14 protein-coding genes and 1 other RNA gene are annotated in these 16,293 nt (G+C 70.5%); 13 read left to right on the forward strand and 2 right to left on the reverse strand.

The window, feature by feature from the left end; genetic code table 11:
* The first annotated feature begins 15 nt into the window (after nucleotides 1-15).
* On the forward strand, nucleotides 16-1,122 hold the full coding sequence (prfB, locus tag ACFY8O_RS06865) for a peptide chain release factor 2 (RefSeq protein ID WP_145801193.1): 1,107 nt from the start codon (nucleotides 16-18) through the stop codon (nucleotides 1,120-1,122).
* 357 nt (nucleotides 1,123-1,479) lie between these two features.
* Nucleotides 1,480-2,190: an LPXTG cell wall anchor domain-containing protein gene (locus tag ACFY8O_RS06870; RefSeq protein ID WP_387899720.1), complete on the forward strand. Its 711-nt coding sequence runs from the start codon at nucleotides 1,480-1,482 to the stop codon at nucleotides 2,188-2,190.
* Nucleotides 2,191-2,323: 133 nt separating this feature from the next.
* On the opposite strand, the gene ACFY8O_RS06875 is transcribed toward ACFY8O_RS06870, so the two are convergent.
* A complete protein-coding gene (locus tag ACFY8O_RS06875; protein ID WP_145801196.1) occupies nucleotides 2,324-2,515 on the reverse strand; it encodes a hypothetical protein in 192 nt (63 codons plus the stop codon).
* 257 nt (nucleotides 2,516-2,772) lie between these two features.
* Here ACFY8O_RS06875 and ftsE point away from each other — a divergent pair, with 257 nt between their 5' ends.
* The 5 genes from ftsE (at nucleotide 2,773) to ssrA (ending at nucleotide 6,673) form a co-directional block, all read left to right on the forward strand.
* Complete coding sequence (ftsE, locus tag ACFY8O_RS06880) at nucleotides 2,773-3,462, forward strand: cell division ATP-binding protein FtsE (RefSeq protein WP_014046319.1); 690 nt, start codon at nucleotides 2,773-2,775, stop codon at nucleotides 3,460-3,462.
* 23 nt (nucleotides 3,463-3,485) lie between these two features.
* Nucleotides 3,486-4,406, forward strand: coding sequence for a permease-like cell division protein FtsX (gene ftsX / locus ACFY8O_RS06885; protein ID WP_145801197.1), 921 nt, complete (start codon nucleotides 3,486-3,488; stop codon nucleotides 4,404-4,406).
* 68 nt (nucleotides 4,407-4,474) lie between these two features.
* Nucleotides 4,475-5,659, forward strand: coding sequence for a S41 family peptidase (locus tag ACFY8O_RS06890; protein ID WP_387899723.1), 1,185 nt, complete (start codon nucleotides 4,475-4,477; stop codon nucleotides 5,657-5,659).
* Between the two features lie 18 nt (nucleotides 5,660-5,677).
* Entirely contained in the window at nucleotides 5,678-6,166 is a 489-nt protein-coding gene (gene smpB / locus ACFY8O_RS06895; protein ID WP_145801199.1) for an SsrA-binding protein SmpB, read from the forward strand.
* Nucleotides 6,167-6,286: 120 nt separating this feature from the next.
* Nucleotides 6,287-6,673: a transfer-messenger RNA gene (gene ssrA, locus ACFY8O_RS06900) on the forward strand.
* Nucleotides 6,674-6,755: 82 nt separating this feature from the next.
* Here the strand turns inward: ssrA and ACFY8O_RS06905 are convergent.
* Nucleotides 6,756-8,063, reverse strand: a complete 1,308-nt coding sequence (locus ACFY8O_RS06905; RefSeq protein WP_387899726.1) for an MFS transporter — start codon at nucleotides 8,061-8,063, stop codon at nucleotides 6,756-6,758.
* 83 nt (nucleotides 8,064-8,146) lie between these two features.
* Between ACFY8O_RS06905 and ACFY8O_RS06910 the strand changes: the two genes are divergently transcribed.
* From ACFY8O_RS06910 to ACFY8O_RS06935, 6 genes are all read left to right on the forward strand, one after another.
* A complete protein-coding gene (locus ACFY8O_RS06910) occupies nucleotides 8,147-9,115 on the forward strand; it encodes a LysR family transcriptional regulator (RefSeq protein ID WP_387899728.1) in 969 nt (322 codons plus the stop codon).
* Between the two features lie 169 nt (nucleotides 9,116-9,284).
* Complete coding sequence (locus tag ACFY8O_RS06915; protein ID WP_387899730.1) at nucleotides 9,285-9,935, forward strand: hypothetical protein; 651 nt, start codon at nucleotides 9,285-9,287, stop codon at nucleotides 9,933-9,935.
* 69 nt (nucleotides 9,936-10,004) lie between these two features.
* Nucleotides 10,005-12,128 (forward strand): glycosyltransferase, encoded by a 2,124-nt coding sequence (locus ACFY8O_RS06920; protein WP_387901015.1) that lies wholly within the window; start codon nucleotides 10,005-10,007, stop codon nucleotides 12,126-12,128.
* The gene (locus ACFY8O_RS06925; RefSeq protein WP_387899732.1) at nucleotides 12,125-13,528 is read left to right on the forward strand and encodes an acyltransferase family protein; all 1,404 of its coding nucleotides are present in this window, start codon (nucleotides 12,125-12,127) and stop codon (nucleotides 13,526-13,528) included. The genes ACFY8O_RS06920 and ACFY8O_RS06925 overlap by 4 nt, the downstream gene beginning before the upstream one ends.
* A gap of 152 nt (nucleotides 13,529-13,680) precedes the next feature.
* Nucleotides 13,681-15,012 (forward strand): nitrate/nitrite transporter, encoded by a 1,332-nt coding sequence (locus ACFY8O_RS06930; protein WP_145801206.1) that lies wholly within the window; start codon nucleotides 13,681-13,683, stop codon nucleotides 15,010-15,012.
* A gap of 128 nt (nucleotides 15,013-15,140) precedes the next feature.
* Entirely contained in the window at nucleotides 15,141-16,286 is a 1,146-nt protein-coding gene (locus tag ACFY8O_RS06935) for a uroporphyrinogen-III synthase (RefSeq protein WP_387899734.1), read from the forward strand.
* The last annotated feature ends 7 nt before the right edge of the window (nucleotides 16,287-16,293 follow it).

Genomic DNA, 16,293 nt, shown 5'->3' on the forward strand with positions numbered 1-16,293 from the left:
CGTTACGCTGGACCCGTGGCAGTCGTCGATATTTCCGAAGAGCTGAAGTCCCTCTCCTCCACCATGGGGTCGATCGAGGCCGTCCTGGACCTGGACGCGCTGAGGGCCGACATCGCCGCGCTCGAGGAGCAGGCGGCGGCGCCGTCCCTCTGGGACGACCCGGAGGCGGCGCAGAAGATCACCAGCAAGCTTTCGCACCTCCAGGCCGAGGTCCGCAAGACCGAGACCCTGCGGGGCCGCATCGACGACCTCGAGGTCCTCTTCGAGCTCGCCGAGGACGAGGGTGACGCCGACGCGCTCGCGGAGGCGGAGGCCGAGCTGGAGTCCGTCCGGAAGGCGCTGGACGAGATGGAGGTCCGCACGCTCCTCTCCGGCGAGTACGACGCGCGCGAGGCCCTGGTCACCATCCGCGCCGAGGCCGGTGGCGTCGACGCCGCCGACTTCGCCGAGAAGCTCCAGCGCATGTACCTCCGCTGGGCCGAGCGGCACAACTACAAGACCGAGGTCTACGAGACGGCGTACGCCGAGGAGGCCGGCATCAAGTCGACCACCTTCGCCGTCGAGGTGCCGTACGCGTACGGCACGCTCTCCGTCGAGCAGGGCACCCACCGGCTCGTCCGCATCTCGCCCTTCGACAACCAGGGCCGCCGTCAGACGTCCTTCGCGGGCGTCGAGGTGCTGCCCGTGGTCGAGCAGACGGACCACGTCGAGATCGACGAGTCCGAGCTGCGCGTGGACGTCTACCGCTCCTCGGGCCCCGGTGGCCAGGGCGTCAACACCACGGACTCCGCGGTGCGCCTGACCCACCTGCCGACCGGCATCGTCGTCTCCTGCCAGAACGAGCGCTCGCAGATCCAGAACAAGGCGTCCGCGATGAACGTCCTCCAGGCCAAGCTCCTCGAGCGCCGCCGCCAGGAGGAGCAGGCGAAGATGAACGCCCTCAAGGGTGACGGCGGCAACTCCTGGGGCAACCAGATGCGTTCGTACGTCCTGCACCCGTACCAGATGGTCAAGGACCTGCGGACGGAGTTCGAGATGGGCAACCCGGAAGCGGTGTTCAACGGCGAGATCGACGGCTTCGTCGAGGCCGGTATCCGCTGGCGCAAGCAGAGCGAGAAGTAGCCGTAGCGGTACGGCGACCGGGGCCCGGGCAGGTTTCCTGCCCGGGCCCCGCCGCGTTCCATCCGGCGGGCGTCCCGGGGCAGTTGGGGGGAAGATGTGGCGAGTGCGTCACAGTCGTGATTCCGAATAGCCGTCAAGAGCCCCTAATCCGTCTGTTTCCCCCCACAACTTCCTTGACGTAGTCCTTAACTCTGGACAGGGTGCTAGGGCAGCACGCGTATGTCTGGGACAGGTGTGATCGGGGGCGGGCGGGATGACCACGGTACGGCGTGGCCCCGCGGCAGGAGCAACCCCGCAGGGCCGAGGACCGCATATGGCTGCTCCATCGACGAGATCAGCTACTGGGGGTAGCAACAGATGACCAAGAAGACGCGCATCCGCGTCGCGCGCATAGCCGCCTGCGCGGTTATCGCCGCAGGTGCCTCGCTCACCGCGGCGGGCGCGGCCCAGGCATCGGGCATCGGCCTCGGGTTCGGCCTCGACGGCGAGGACTCCACGCAGGTCAGCCTTACCGTGGGCAACGAGAACGAGGACCCCAACAACCCGGGCGGGGGAGACCCCAACAACCCCGGAACGCCGGAGACCCCGGAAACGCCGGAGACCCCGGAGACCCCGGAGACCCCGGAGACGCCGGAAACTCCTGAGACCCCGGAGACGCCCGAGACCCCGGAGACCCCGGAGACGCCGGAAACTCCTGAGACCCCGGAGACGCCCGAGACCCCGGAAACCCCGGAGACGCCTGAGACCCCGGAGACGCCCGAGACCCCGGAGACGCCCGAGACGCCTGGTGGCGGTGCGACCGGCGGGGACGCCGGAACCACCGGTGGCTCGGACGGCGGCGCCGGCACCTGCACCGTCGACCTCGACGGTGCGGCCTGCGCCGACAACACCGACACCGACAGTGTCGGCAACCAGCCGGTCGAGCAGGGCAAGGGCAAGGACGAGCTCGCCGAGACCGGTGCGGCCGAGACCACGTTCCTGCTGGTCGGCGCCGCGACGATGATCGCCGGCGGCATCGGCTTCCGCATCCTGCCGCGTCTGGCCGGCAGCAGCCGCACGGCCGCCTGACGCCCGTAGGCGCACGGTGAAGGGCCCGGGAGCGCCGTCATGGCCTCCCGGGCCCTTTCGCGGACCGCAACCGCTCCTGCGGCCGTACGCGCACGCCTCGGACCCGCCGGGGCGACGGGGGCCGGTCCTGCGCTCAGACGGCCTGGTGCGCCAGCAGGGCCAGCGCGGCCACCAGGATCACCATCAGCGCGACCAGCATCGCCGGATTGAGTCCGGCGAGAAAACCCTGCTCCTGCATCCGCTCGCGGCTCGCACGGCAGACGCGGCAGCGGCCCTCGCTCACGGGCGCCGCGCAGTTCGCGCACACCAGTCGGTCATAGGTCATGCGCAGTCCTCCTCCCGCGCGGCGGAGCCGCATACACGTTCTCTCCGCACAACGCTCAGGGAAACGCAACCGTTCCCCCTCCCACTGTGCCAGCTCGCGGCGATTTCGGCGCGGCCCGCCGGACAAGGTCCGGCACGCCCGTTTCGTTCCCTGTCGCGTTCCCTCACAAATCCCTCATTGCCGGACGCCGACTGCGCGCGTCAGCCCGCTTCGCGTATGGTCACGCACACCTACCCCCGGCCGACCGTGGTGCATCCGTGATCCGATTCGACAACGTCTCCAAGACCTACCCGAAGCAGAGCCGTCCAGCTCTCCGGGACGTCTCACTCGACATCGAGAAGGGTGAGTTCGTCTTCCTGGTGGGCTCCTCCGGCTCCGGCAAGTCCACCTTCATGCGACTCATCCTCCGTGAGGAGCGCGCCAGCCAGGGCATGGTCCACGTGCTCGGCAAGGACCTCGCGAGGCTGTCCAACTGGAAGGTGCCGCAGATGCGCCGCCAGCTGGGCACGGTCTTCCAGGACTTCCGCCTTCTGCCCAACAAGACCGTCGCCGAGAACGTGGCCTTCGCGCAGGAGGTCATCGGCAAGCCGCGCGGCGAGATCCGCAAGGCCGTGCCGCAGGTGCTCGACCTCGTCGGTCTCGGGGGCAAGGAGGACCGGATGCCCGGCGAGCTCTCCGGTGGTGAGCAGCAACGCGTCGCCATCGCGCGGGCGTTCGTCAACCGCCCCATGCTGCTGATCGCGGACGAGCCCACCGGCAACCTCGACCCGCAGACCTCCGTGGGCATCATGAAGCTGCTGGACCGGATCAACCGGACCGGCACCACCGTGATCATGGCGACCCACGACCAGAACATCGTCGACCAGATGCGCAAGCGCGTCATCGAGCTCGAGCAGGGCCGTCTCGTACGTGACCAGGCGCGTGGCGTCTACGGCTACCAGCACTGAGCATCGAGTACTGAAAGGACGCCATGCGCGCCCAGTTCGTCCTGTCGGAGATCGGCGTCGGTCTTCGTCGCAACCTCACGATGACCTTCGCGGTCGTGGTCTCCGTCGCCCTCTCGCTCGCCCTTTTCGGCGGTGCGCTGTTGATGCGCGAGCAGGTCAGCTCGATGAAGACCTACTGGTACGACAAGGTCAACGTCTCGATCTTCCTCTGCAACAAGAACGACGCCAAGGACGTGCCCAAGTGCGCCAAGGGCGCCGTCACGGCCGAGCAGAAGAAGGAGATCAAGGCCGACCTGGAGAAGATGGAGGCCGTCGAGAAGCCGGTCCTCTTCGAGACGGTCGACCAGGCGTACAAGCACTACCAGGAGCAGTTCGGCGACTCGCCGATGGCCGGCAACATCACGCCGGACCAGATGCAGGAGTCGTTCCGGGTCAAGCTGAAGGACCCGCAGAAGTACAAGGTGGTCGCGACGGCCTTCGCGGGCCGTGACGGGGTGCAGTCCGTCCAGGACCAGCGCAGCATCCTGGACAACCTCTTCGGGCTGATGAACGGCATGAACGTGGCCGCGATCTTCCTGATGGCGCTGATGCTCGTCATCGCGCTGATGCTCATCGTGAACACCGTCCGCGTCTCGGCGTTCAGCCGGAGACGGGAGACGGGCATCATGCGGCTGGTGGGGGCCTCGGGCTTCTACATCCAGATGCCGTTCATCATGGAGGCCGCCTTCGCCGGCCTGATCGGCGGACTGCTCGCCTGCGTGATCCTGATAGCGGCCAGGTACTTCCTGATCGACGGCGGTCTCGCACTCCAGGAGAAGCTGAATCTGATCGACTTCATCGGCTGGGAGGCGGTGCTCACGAAGCTGCCCCTGGTCGTCGCGATCGGCTTGCTGATGCCCGCCGTTGCCGCTCTCTTCGCGTTGCGCAAGTACCTCAAGGTGTGACGATCGCCCCGTCCCGCATGCGGCGAACGAACCGTGTGCGGACGGGGCGTTGTCCTACACTCGGCCCCATGCCGGGCCATACGTACCAAGTGAAACCCCGCGGGATCCACCGCGGGGCGGCCCTGACGCTGGTGTTCGCGAGCGTGCTGGCCACCGCCGCGGCGACCGGGTCCCTGCCCCGGGAGGGCGACGCGGCCACGGAGATAAGGGCCCGTTCGGTCTCCTCCACGGTCGGTTCCGTGGACCGCGAGGAGATCGAGGACGCCGTGGCCGACGCGGAGGCCGACGGGAAGTCGGGCACGGACGCCGCCGAGGAGGTCGTCAGCCGCAGCGGGGACCGCTGGGGCGCGGTCTACGACGAGCGGGAGTACGAGGACTTCGAGCAGGCACTCGACGGCTCGTACACCGGGGTCGGGATCTCGGCCCGGCGCTCGGCCCGCGGCGCGGTCACCGTGACCGGGGTCCAGCCGGGTGGCCCGGCGGACGCGGCCGGTGTGCGCAAGGGCGATCTGCTGCGCACCGTCGACGGGCGCTCCGTGGGCGGGCGCCCCGTCGCCGAGGTGGTCGCGCTGCTGCGCGGGGACCGGACGGAAGCCGCCGAAGGCACCGCCGTGGTCCTCGGGTTGAGCCGCGGCGACCACTCCTGGACCACGACGCTCCACCGGGCCCGGCTGCACACGCAGCCGGTCAGTGTCCGGCAGCTGGGCGAGGACCCCGCCGCCGTGCTGATCAAGGTCTCGGCGTTCACCAAGGGAGCGGGCTCGGCGGTCCGGGAGGCCGTGGACGAGGCTCCCGGGGATGCCGGCATCCTGCTGGACCTCCGGGCCAACTCGGGCGGTCTGGTGACCGAGGCCGTCACTGCGTCCTCCGCCTTCCTCGACGGCGGGCTCGTCGCCACCTACGACGTGCACGGTGAACAGCGCGCCCTGTACGCCGAGGCCGGCGGGGACACCGAGCGGCCCGTGGTCGTGCTGGTGGACGGCGGCACGATGAGCGCCGCCGAGCTCCTGACCGGCGCGCTCCAGGACCGGGGCAGGGCCGTGACCGTCGGATCACGCACCTTCGGCAAGGGCTCGGTGCAGATGCCCAGCAAGCTCCCGGGCGGTTCCGTGGCGGAGCTGACCGTCGGGCACTACCGCACACCGGCGGGCCGCAGCGTCGAGGGCAGCGGCATCACGCCGGACGTCGGGGCGGGTCCGGAGGCCCAGAAGCGGGCCGAGACGGTATTGAGTGGCCTCGGGGGTGGGTCGTAGTGCGAAAATGACCGCACTATGGCCAAGGAAAAAGACACCGGGCGCAAGATGATCGCCCAGAACAAGAAGGCCCGGCACGACTACCTCGTGCTCGACACCTACGAGTGCGGTCTCGTGCTGATGGGTACGGAGGTCAAGTCGCTGCGGATGGGACGGGCGTCGCTCGTCGACGGCTTCGTCCAGATCGACAACGGCGAGGCGTGGCTGCACAACATCCACGTCCCCGAGTACGTGCAGGGCACCTGGACCAACCACGCCGCCAAGCGCAAGCGCAAGCTGCTGCTGCACCGGGCGGAGATCGACAAGCTGGAGTCCAAGTCGCAGGAGACGGGCCACACGATCGTGCCCCTCGCCCTGTACTTCAAGGACGGCCGGGTCAAGGTCGAGATCGCGCTCGCGAAGGGCAAGAAGGAGTACGACAAGCGCCAGACCCTGCGCGAGAAGCAGGACACGCGGGAGACGAACCGCGCGATCGCGGCGGCGCGGCGGAAGCAGCGCCAGGGGTGACAGCGGCCCGGACCGGGGTGCGGGCCCCGGAGCCGCCGGAATACGGTGGCATCCGCGCACGTTGGTCACGTACGATGGGGCGTGCACCTCACAGAGGGTGCGTCTTTGAAAAAACAACATGGGGATGATCGGTTTCGACAGCGGATGTCGAAGCAGGGGAAGCGAGTCGAGGAAGCGGCAATGATCTCGTAAACCATATGTCGCAACCAATAATCGCCAATTCCAAGCGCGATTCCTCCGCCTTCGCCCTCGCTGCCTAATTAGCAGCTAGCGAAGACTCTGCGGAGTGTCAGCCCGGGGGTGATCCCGACCCGGATCCTGGCATCATTCAGGGATCTAAACTTCTGAGCCCGGTCACGGGGCTCTGAAGGAAATCTCACAGTGACTGGGCCTGTCGGAGGCTTGTTCGCGTGACCTCCGGGGCCGAGAAAAGCGTAGCGAACTGCACTCGGAGAAGCCCTGGTTCCGCACCGTTGGACGCGGGTTCGATTCCCGCCATCTCCACAATTCCCATGTGAACGAGGACCCCGTTGCCACCAGGCAGCGGGGTCCTCGTTTTTTCGTGTGCCCGAGTTCCTCCCTGCCGGAGTCAGACGGCCTTACGGGTCCCGGCCGCCGCGACGGCCAGCGCCAGGGCCGCCGCGCACACCGGCGCCGCGTATCCCGCGGCCGTCCCGGCGTGCTCGACCGTCCAGCCGCCCACCGCCGACCCCGCGGCTATGCCGCCCAGCAGCGCGGTGACGGCGAGTGTCATGCCCTCGTTGAGCTGCGCCCGCGGTGTGAGCCGCTGGACCAGCGTCATGCCGGTGACCATGGTGGGCGCGGTGGCCGCGCCCGCGAGCAGCAGGCAGCCGGCCAGGGCGAGCAGGGAATCGGTCGTGGCCGCGGCGATCAGGGGCAGGGACATCAGGGCGCTCATGCCGGCCAGGCAGAGCAGCAGCCTGCGCCGGATGTCCGCGGCGGGGCGCAGCGCCCCGTACAGCAGCCCGGCCACGCAGGAGCCGCCCGCCTGGAGGGCGAGGATCGCACCTCCGGCGTGGGCGATGGAGACGACCTCCAGGGCGCCGAAGACGGCTCCCGTCGCGAGGAAGGCGGCGAGCAGGGCGGGTATGCCGGGGGTGTGCAGGGGGGAGGCCGCGCGGGTGCGCGGGGCCACGGGGGGTTCCGTGGCGCGCTGGGCGGCGAAGAGCAGGACCCCGGTCATCAGCAGGACGGCGCCGGTCAGGGTGCCGGCCTCGGGGAAGAGCGTCCCGCACAGGGTCGCGGCGAGTACCGGGCCGAGCATGAAGCACAGCTCGTCCACGGCCTGTTCGAAGGAGTTGGCGGTGTGCAGGGCCGCGGGGTCGCCCCGGTGCAGGTGGGACCACCGGGCCCGGGACATTCCCCCGGTGTTGGGGGTGGTGGCGGTGGCGGCGTACGCGGCGAAGAGCGTCCAGGCGGGGGCGTCGTGGTGCACGCAGAGCACCAGGGCGAGCGAGCCGAGTACGGCGAGGGCGGTGGCGGGTACGGCGATCCGGGCCTGCCCGTGGCGGTCGACGAGGCGGGCGGTCCAGGGGGCCACCACAGCGGTCGCGGCCAGCCCGGTCGCGGTCACGGCCCCGGCCAGTGCGTACGAGCCGTAGGCCTCGGCGATCATGATGACCGCGCTGACGCTGAACATCCCCATGGGGAGCCGGGCCAGCAGATTGCCCGCCGTGAACGCGCGTGCGCCCGGGGTGGCGAGCAGCCGGAGGTACGGGTTGCGGGGGCCGGTGGGGGCGGGAGCCGCGGCGCCCGCCGGGTCCGTCGGTGCGGCGGGGCGAGGGGTGGAGTCCGTCGGGGCGGCGGGAGCTGTGGTGGCCGGTGGCGGGACCGTGAGGGCGGTGGGGTGCGGCGCGGTGGCGGGTTCGTGAGGCACGCGTCAACCCTCGGGCGGGTGCGTCCGCACCGTCCAACACCTGCTCCGCGCCCATTCACGCACCCGCGTTGTAAATTGTGCGGATGCCCGCACCCCACACCGATCCCCGGCTCCTGCGCGCCTTCGTCGCGGTGGCCGAGGAGCTGCACTTCACCCGTGCCGCAGCCCGGCTCTACGTCGCGCAGCAGGCGCTGAGCCGGGACATCCGCAGGCTGGAGCGCGAGGTGGGCCGTGAGCTCTTCGCGCGCACCACCCGGCAGGTGTCCCTCACTGCCGACGGGGAACGGCTCCTCCCGCACGCGCGGCGGGTGCTCGACGCGCACGCCGCTCTGGCCGCCGCCTTCACCGATCCGGCGGACCGCCCCCTGCTCGTCGATCTGAACACGGACGGGATGACCGCGGCCCGGGTGCTGGCCCGCGCGCGGGAGCTCGCGCCGGAGTGCGAGCTGATGGCGCGCTTCGAGAGCGGACTGACCTGGGCGGCCGGCGAGGTGCTCGCCGGGCGGCTCGATGTCACCTTCGGGCGGGCGGCGGGGCTCGATCCCGCCGTGCTCGCCCAGCTGTCCGTACAGCCGGTGCGGTACGAGCCGATGGCCGTCCTCCTGCCGTGCGATCACCCCCTGGCGGAGCGCGAGACGGTCGCCATGGGCGACCTGGCCGGGGAAACCGTCTACGCGGGCGCGGGCAACGCGCGCACCCTGGAGTGGACACATCTCGCCACCCTGCTGTTCGACGAGTGGGGCATCGCGCTGGCGCCGCCCGCTCCGCTCGCCGTGGGAGTGGCCGAATTTCGACGTGTCATGGCCAAGGCGGGGCACCCCGTACTGGCCGTCCTCGGCTTCCCGCCCCTTCCGGGGACGGTGCTGCGACCTCTGGTACGACCGGTTCCGCTTTCCCCCCTCCTGATGGTCTGGCGCAAGGGGCTCGACCACCCCGGACTGTCCGCCCTGCGGGCCGCGGGCGCCGAACTCGCTGGCACAGAGGGATGGATGGTAAGGCCAACGGAATCATGGCTGCCCGAACCCGATTGGTCACTGATGCGTCACCGATGATGAACATCAGGGGATAGAGGGCCTTGCCGGTCCACTCCGTGCGCTACATTCAGGCTTTCGGGTGCACGGCCACGTGCCGCCCGGACAGGGTGGGGGCCCGGTCCGTTGGCAGGAATCACGTCATTTTTTCGCGCACCTGTTTCATTGAGTGGGGGATGTGCGAACACCTGTGGACAATTGGCGCGAAGGTACCCGTACCTGGCACACACATGAGCCGAACGACGTCACCGTGCAGCTGGACGGGCTCGGGCGTCAGCTATCCGAACTGCCGGTGGAGCCGAACCTCCCGGACCTCTCCGACGGGCCCGTCTTCGTCGACGCGAGCGGCCGGCGGAGCAAGACCTACCGGCGGGTGGGCTGGGTGCTCGCCGCGATCTGTGCCGTGTACGCGGTGACGCTCGTGGTCGCCCTCCTCGGGGGTAACTCCAGCGCTCCCTGGCTCCCGCTCTCCGGGCAGGAGAAGAAGCTCTCCGAGGACGTCGAGGTGCGGCCCGCCCCGAGCGGCGACATCGCGTCCCGGGGTCCCGAAGCCGCGCCCTCCGCCTCCTCGTCGGCCTCGGACGACGCCGCGACCCCCTCGCCGGGGGCCTCCGCCTCCGGTCCGGCCGCGCCCGGCGCGAGCGCGGTGTCGGCCTCCGAGTCCCCCCAGGCCCCCCGGGACACGGACTCCTCGGCGCCGGCCCCGGGCACCTCGGTGTCCGTGCCGCCCGCCACCGGCCCGTCGGCGTCGGCGAGCGTCGACCCGCCCGCCGAAGAGAGCCCTCCGGCCTCCCCGGAACCCTCGCCATCCACGGTGCAACCACAAGAAGGCACTCAGTAAATGACCACCCCCGTCGCACGGGGCAGGCACAACCGGAGGAAGAAGCGGACCGTTCGGCGCAGGCTTCCCATGCGCTATCTGCTTCCGTCCCTCCTGCTCGTCGCCCTGCTCGCCATGCTCATGCTTCGCGGTTACGTCCACAGCGAGATCCTCGCCGACCACCGCATCCAGGCCCCCGCTCCCACCACCCACGTCCCGGACGACGTGCTGGAGGGCGGGCCCGTCATAGACGCCCGTAAGGCGGGCGAGGCGGCCAAGACGCTCCGGATACCGGACCACAAGATCGTCCTGACCTTCGACGACGGCCCCGACCCGGTCTGGACCCCCCGGGTCCTGGACGCGCTCAAGAAGCACCACGCGCACGGCGTCTTCTTCGTCACCGGCACCATGGCCTCGCGCTACCCGGACCTCGTGCAGCGGATGGTCGACGAGGGCCACGAGATTGGGCTGCACACCTTCAACCACCCCGACCTCTCCTTCCAGACCACCAGCCGCATCGACTGGGAGCTCTCCCAGAACCAGCTGGTGCTCGCGGGGGCCGCGGGGATCCGCACCTCCCTCTTCCGCCCCCCGTACTCCTCGTTCTCCGACGCCATGGACGACAAGTCCTGGCCGGTCACGCAGTACATCGGCACCCGCGGCTACCTCACCGTCGTGAACAACACCGACAGCGAGGACTGGAAGCGCCCCGGCGTCGACGCGATCATCGAGCGCGCCACGCCCGAGGACGGCGACGGCGCCATCATCCTGATGCACGACTCGGGCGGCGACCGGTCCCAGACCGTGGCCGCCCTCGGGAAGTTCCTGCCGCAGATGCAGGAGCGGGGTTACGCCTTCACCAACCTCACGGCCGCGCTCGGCGCGCCCAGCGCCCACACCCCCGTCACCGGGTTCGCCCTCTGGAAGGGCAAGGCGTTCATCGGGGCGGTGGAGATCTCCGAGCACGTCACCGGCGTCCTGGTGGTCGGCCTGGCCGTCATCGGCGTCCTGGTGATGGTCCGCTTCGGGCTGATGCTGCTGCTCTCCTTCCTGCACGCCCGGAAGGTGCGCCGCAAGGACTTCAGCTGGGGCGAGCCGTTCACCCGCCCGGTGTCGGTGCTCGTGCCCGCCTACAACGAACGCGAGTGCATCGAGGCCACCGTGCGGTCGCTGGTGGCCAGCGACTACCCGATCGAGGTCATCGTCATCGACGACGGCTCGACGGACGGCACGGCCGACCTCGTCGAGGCGATGTGGATCCCGAACGTCCGGGTGGTGCGCCAGCGCAACGCGGGCAAGCCCGCCGCCCTCAACAACGGCATCGCGCACGCCCGTTACGACATCGTCGTGATGATGGACGGCGACACCGTCTTCGAACCCTCCACCGTGCGCGAGCTCGTCCAGCCGTTCGCCGACCGCCGGGTCGGGGCGGTCGCGGGCAACGCCAAGGTCGGCAACCGTGATTCGCTGATCGGTGCCTGGCAGCACATCGAGTACGTGATGGGCTTCAACCTGGACCGCAGGATGTACGACCTGCTCGGCTGCATGCCCACCATCCCCGGGGCGGTGGGCGCCTTCCGCCGGGACGCGCTGGACCGGATCGGCGGCATGAGCGAGGACACCCTCGCCGAGGACACCGACGTCACCATGGCGCTCCACCGCGACGGCTGGCGCGTCGTCTACGCCGAGAACGCCCGGGCCTGGACCGAGGCCCCGGAGTCCGTGCAGCAGCTCTGGTCGCAGCGCTACCGGTGGTCGTACGGCACGATGCAGGCCATCTGGAAGCACCGCCGCGCGGTCGTGGAGCGCGGGCCCTCGGGCCGCTTCGGGCGCGTGGGACTCCCGTTCGTCTCCCTGTTCATGGTGGTCGCCCCGCTGCTGGCACCCCTCATCGACGTCTTCCTGCTGTACGGACTCGTCTTCGGCCCGACCGGGAAGACGGTCGCCGCCTGGTTCGGCGTCCTCCTGGTGCAGGCGGTCTGCGCCGCGTACGCGTTCCGGCTCGACCGGGAGCGCATGACCCATCTGATCTCCCTGCCGTTGCAGCAGATCCTCTACCGGCAGCTGATGTACGTCGTGCTGCTCCAGTCCTGGATCACCGCTCTCACCGGCGGCCGGCTGCGCTGGCAGAAGCTGCGGCGGACAGGCGTGGTGGAGGCGCCCGGCGGCACCCAGAACCGCCGCAAGGACACGGACCGGAGGCCGGTGGCATGACCTATCCCGACCAGCCCCGGCAGGACGGCGCAGGACGCGGCGACGGCGCCTGGCCGCCCTCCGGCGACGCCTGGACGCAGCCGCACCAAGGCTCCGCCCACCCGGCGCACACCGCGCCCCACGCCTCCGCTCCGGCGTACCCGGAGTACGCGCACTCCGCCGTGCCCGCCCCCGCCGCCCGTCCGGAGTACGCCCACCCCACGGTCCCCGCCCAGGCCGACCGTCCGGAGCGCGCCCACGCCGTTCCGGGCGCCTCCGGGGCCCCCGCGCCGCGTGCCGGGCAGGGGCGGGACCGCTACCTCGACCTGCTCAGGGCCGTGGCCCTGGTCCGCGTCGTCTTCTTCCACCTCTTCGGCTGGGGCTGGCTGACCGTCCTCTTCCCCTCCATGGGCGTCATGTTCGCCCTGGCGGGGTCGCTGATGGCCCGCTCGCTGGCACGGCCGGCGGGCAGCGTCATCCGCGGCAGGCTGCGCCGTCTGCTCCCGCCGATGTGGGCGTTCGCGCTCCTCGTGGTGCCGATGATGTTCGCGCTGAGCTGGAAGCCCGTCCGGGAGGAGGGGCTGTGGTGGTTCGTCAAGCTCGGCAGCTACATCCTCCCGCTCGGCTCCCCTCCGTATCCCGAGGAGAGCGGCTCGACGGGCGGATGGCTGGAGCTGACCTGGGCCGACCAGGCGGCGGGGCCGCTCTGGTACCTCCGGGCGTACCTCTGGTTCGTGCTGGCCTCGCCCCTGCTGCTGAAGGCGTTTCGCAGGCTGCCGTGGGTCACGCTGCTCGCCCCGGTCGGTCTGACCGCCGTGATCGGCACCGGCCTCGTGACGGTCCCCGGCACGTTCGGCGAGGGGCTCGTGGACTTCGCGGTGTTCGGCTCCTGCTGGATCCTGGGCTTCGCCCACCACGACGGTCTGCTGAAGCAGGTCCCGCGCTATCTGGCGGTGTCGTCCGCCGCGATCGTCATGGGCTTCGGCCTGTGGTGGGCGTCCGGGCACCTCACCGAGGAGGGCTGGAACCTGGACGAGATACCACTCGCCCAGGCGACCTGGTCCCTCGGCTTCTGCGCGATCCTCCTCGTGTACGCACCCTCCTGGCAGAAGCTCCCCGGCCGGCTCGCCGGATGGGACGGCCTGATCACCCTGGCCAACAACCGGGCCGTGACGATCTACCTGTGGCACAACCTGCTGCTGATGGCCGCCGCGCACCTGGTGGAGAGCCTCTGGTCCATCCCCTGGTTCGGCGAGACCTTCGACACGTACATCGAGAAGGCGTACGGAGGGCTCGTCCTCCTCATGATCTGGCCCCTCCTGGGGCTCGCGATCCTGGCGTTCGGCTGGGTCGAGGACGTCGCCGCCAAGCGCCGCCCGCGCCTGTGGCCGAACGGGGCCGGCCTGCGCCGTCCCGGCTGACCGGTTCCGGGGGGTGCGGCGGGCCCGGCTCACCGCACCCCCGGCGGCCGAGTGAGAGCAAGGTTGCGCACCGGTCACCTCACGGCACCGCACCGAAACGCGGACTCCCTAGCGTCGGGATCACAACACCCCGACCCCTGTGGAGGCGCGTGATGGCCGGTCGTTGGATCGAGCAGTGGGAGCCGGAGGACGAGACCTTCTGGCGAGAGACCGGCGAGAAGGTGGCCCGCCGGAACCTGTGGTTCTCCGTGCTCTCGGAGCACATCGGCTTCTCGATCTGGTCCCTGTGGTCCGTCATGGTGCTGTTCATGGGGCCGGAGTACGGGATCGACCCCGCGGGGAAGTTCTTCCTGATCTCCACGGCCACCCTGGTCGGCGCCATCGTCCGGGTGCCGTACACCTTCGCGGTCGCGCTCTTCGGCGGGCGTAACTGGACGATCTTCAGCGCGCTGTCGCTGCTGCTGCCGACCGTCGCCGCCTTCCTGGTGATGGAGCCCGGAACCTCGTACACCACGTTCCTCGTCGTCGCCGCGCTCACCGGCATCGGGGGCGGCAACTTCGCCTCGTCGATGACGAACATCAACGCCTTCTTCCCGCTGCGCAAGAAGGGCTGGGCCCTCGGGCTCAACGCGGGCGGCGGCAACATCGGCGTCCCGGTCGTCCAGCTCGTCGGCCTGCTGGTGATCGGTACGGCGGGCGCCGCGCACCCGAGGATCGTGCTCGGTGTCTACGTGCCGCTGATCGTCGTCGCCGCGCTGGGCGCCGCGCTCAAGATGGACAACCTCCGGCCCGTCCAGAACGACACCGGGGCGGCACTCCAGGCCGTACGCGAGCCGCACACCTGGATCATGTCGGTGCTCTACATCGGCACCTTCGGCTCCTTCATCGGCTACAGCTTCGCCTTCGGGCTCGTCCTGCAGACGCAGTTCGGCCGCACCCCGCTCCAGGCGGCCTCGCTCACCTTCATCGGCCCGCTGCTCGGCTCACTGATCCGTCCCGCGGGCGGTCTGCTCGCCGACCGCTACGGCGGCGCCAGGATCACCCTGTGGAACTTCGCGGGGATGGCCGCGGCGACCGGTGTGGTCGTCTACGCCTCCGGCATCGAATCGCTGCCGGTCTTCCTCGTCGGCTTCATCGCGCTCTTCGTGCTGACCGGCCTGGGCAACGGCTCGACCTTCAAGATGATCCCGGGCATCTTCCACGCCCAGGGACTCGGCAAGGGCCTGAGCGGCGAGGCGGCAGCGGCGTACGGCCGGCGGCTCTCCGGCGCGGCCATGGGGCTCATCGGTGCGATCGGTGCGCTGGGCGGCCTCGCGATCAACCTGGCCTTCCGCCAGTCCTTCGCGACCTCGGGCACCGGAACCGCCGCCTTCTGGTGCTTCCTGGTCTTCTACGCCGTCTGTTTCACCCTCACGTGGGCGGTATACCTTCGCCGGACCGAAGCGGTGGCCACGAAGCCGCAGCTCAGCTACGCCGAGGTGTGAGGATGGCCGTAGCGCGTCGCGTGACGTAACGGGTGGGAAATACAGAAGGACCGAGACTGTCACGCAGGGTTGACACTCTCGGTCCTTCGCATCATCGAGCAACAGCGGGACGAGAGCCGGGTATCGCCATGCACGACGACGACGCACAGCACGGGCCCCTCGCGGGCTTCACGGTCGGGGTGACCGCAGCCCGTCGCGCCGAGGAGCTCGGGACGCTCCTCACGCGCCGGGGTGCCGCGGTCCTGCACGCGCCCGCCCTGCGGATCGTTCCGCTCGCGGACGACAGCGAGCTCCTCGCCGCCACCAAGGACCTGATCGGCAACGCCCCCGACGTCGTGATCGCCACCACCGCCATCGGCTTCCGGGGCTGGGTGGAGGCGGCCGACGGCTGGGGCATCGGCGACGGACTCCTCGACCGGCTGCGCGGCGTCGAACTGCTGGCCCGTGGCCCCAAGGTCAAGGGCGCCATCCGGGCGGCCGGGCTCACCGAGGCGTGGTCCCCGCAGTCCGAGTCGATGGCGGAGGTCCTGGACCGGCTGCTCGGCGAAGGGGTGGAGGGCCGCCGGATCGCCCTCCAGCTGCACGGCGAACCGCTGCCGGGCTTCGTGGAGTCGCTCCGGGCGGCGGGCGCCGAGGTCGTCGGCGTACCCGTGTACCGGTGGATGCCGCCCGAGGACATCGCCCCGCTCGACCGCATGCTGGACGTGACGGCCGCCCGCGGCCTGGACGCCCTCACCTTCACCAGTGCGCCCGCCGCCGCCTCCTACCTCGACCGGGCGGAGGCCCGCGGCATGCTGCCCGAGGTGCTGTCCGCGCTCAGCCACGACGTCCTCACCGTCTGCGTAGGCCCGGTCACGGCCCTGCCCCTCCAGGCCAAGGGCATCGACACCGTCCAGCCGGAGCGCTTCCGGCTGGGGCCGCTCGTCCAGGTGCTCTGTTCCCAGCTGCCGGCCCGCGCGCGCACCCTCCCGGTCGCCGGCCACGAGGTCGAGATCCGTGGCCACGCCGTGCTGGTCGACGGAGCCCTGCGCCCGGTGCCCCCGGCCGGCATGGCGCTCCTGCACACGCTGGCCCGCAAGCCGGGCTGGGTGGTCTCCCGTGCCGACCTGCTGCGGGCGCTGCCCGGCAGCGGGACCGACGAGCACGCGGTGGAGACGGCGATGGCCCGGCTGCGTACGGCGCTGGGGGTGCCGAGGCTGATCCAGACGGTGGTCAAGCGCGGCTACAGGCTGGCGCTGGACCCCTCCGCGGACACCAAGTACGACGGTTCCTGACGGGCCG

This window comes from Streptomyces argenteolus (genome assembly GCF_042902585.1).
GTDB lineage: Bacteria > Actinomycetota > Actinomycetes > Streptomycetales > Streptomycetaceae > Streptomyces > Streptomyces argenteolus.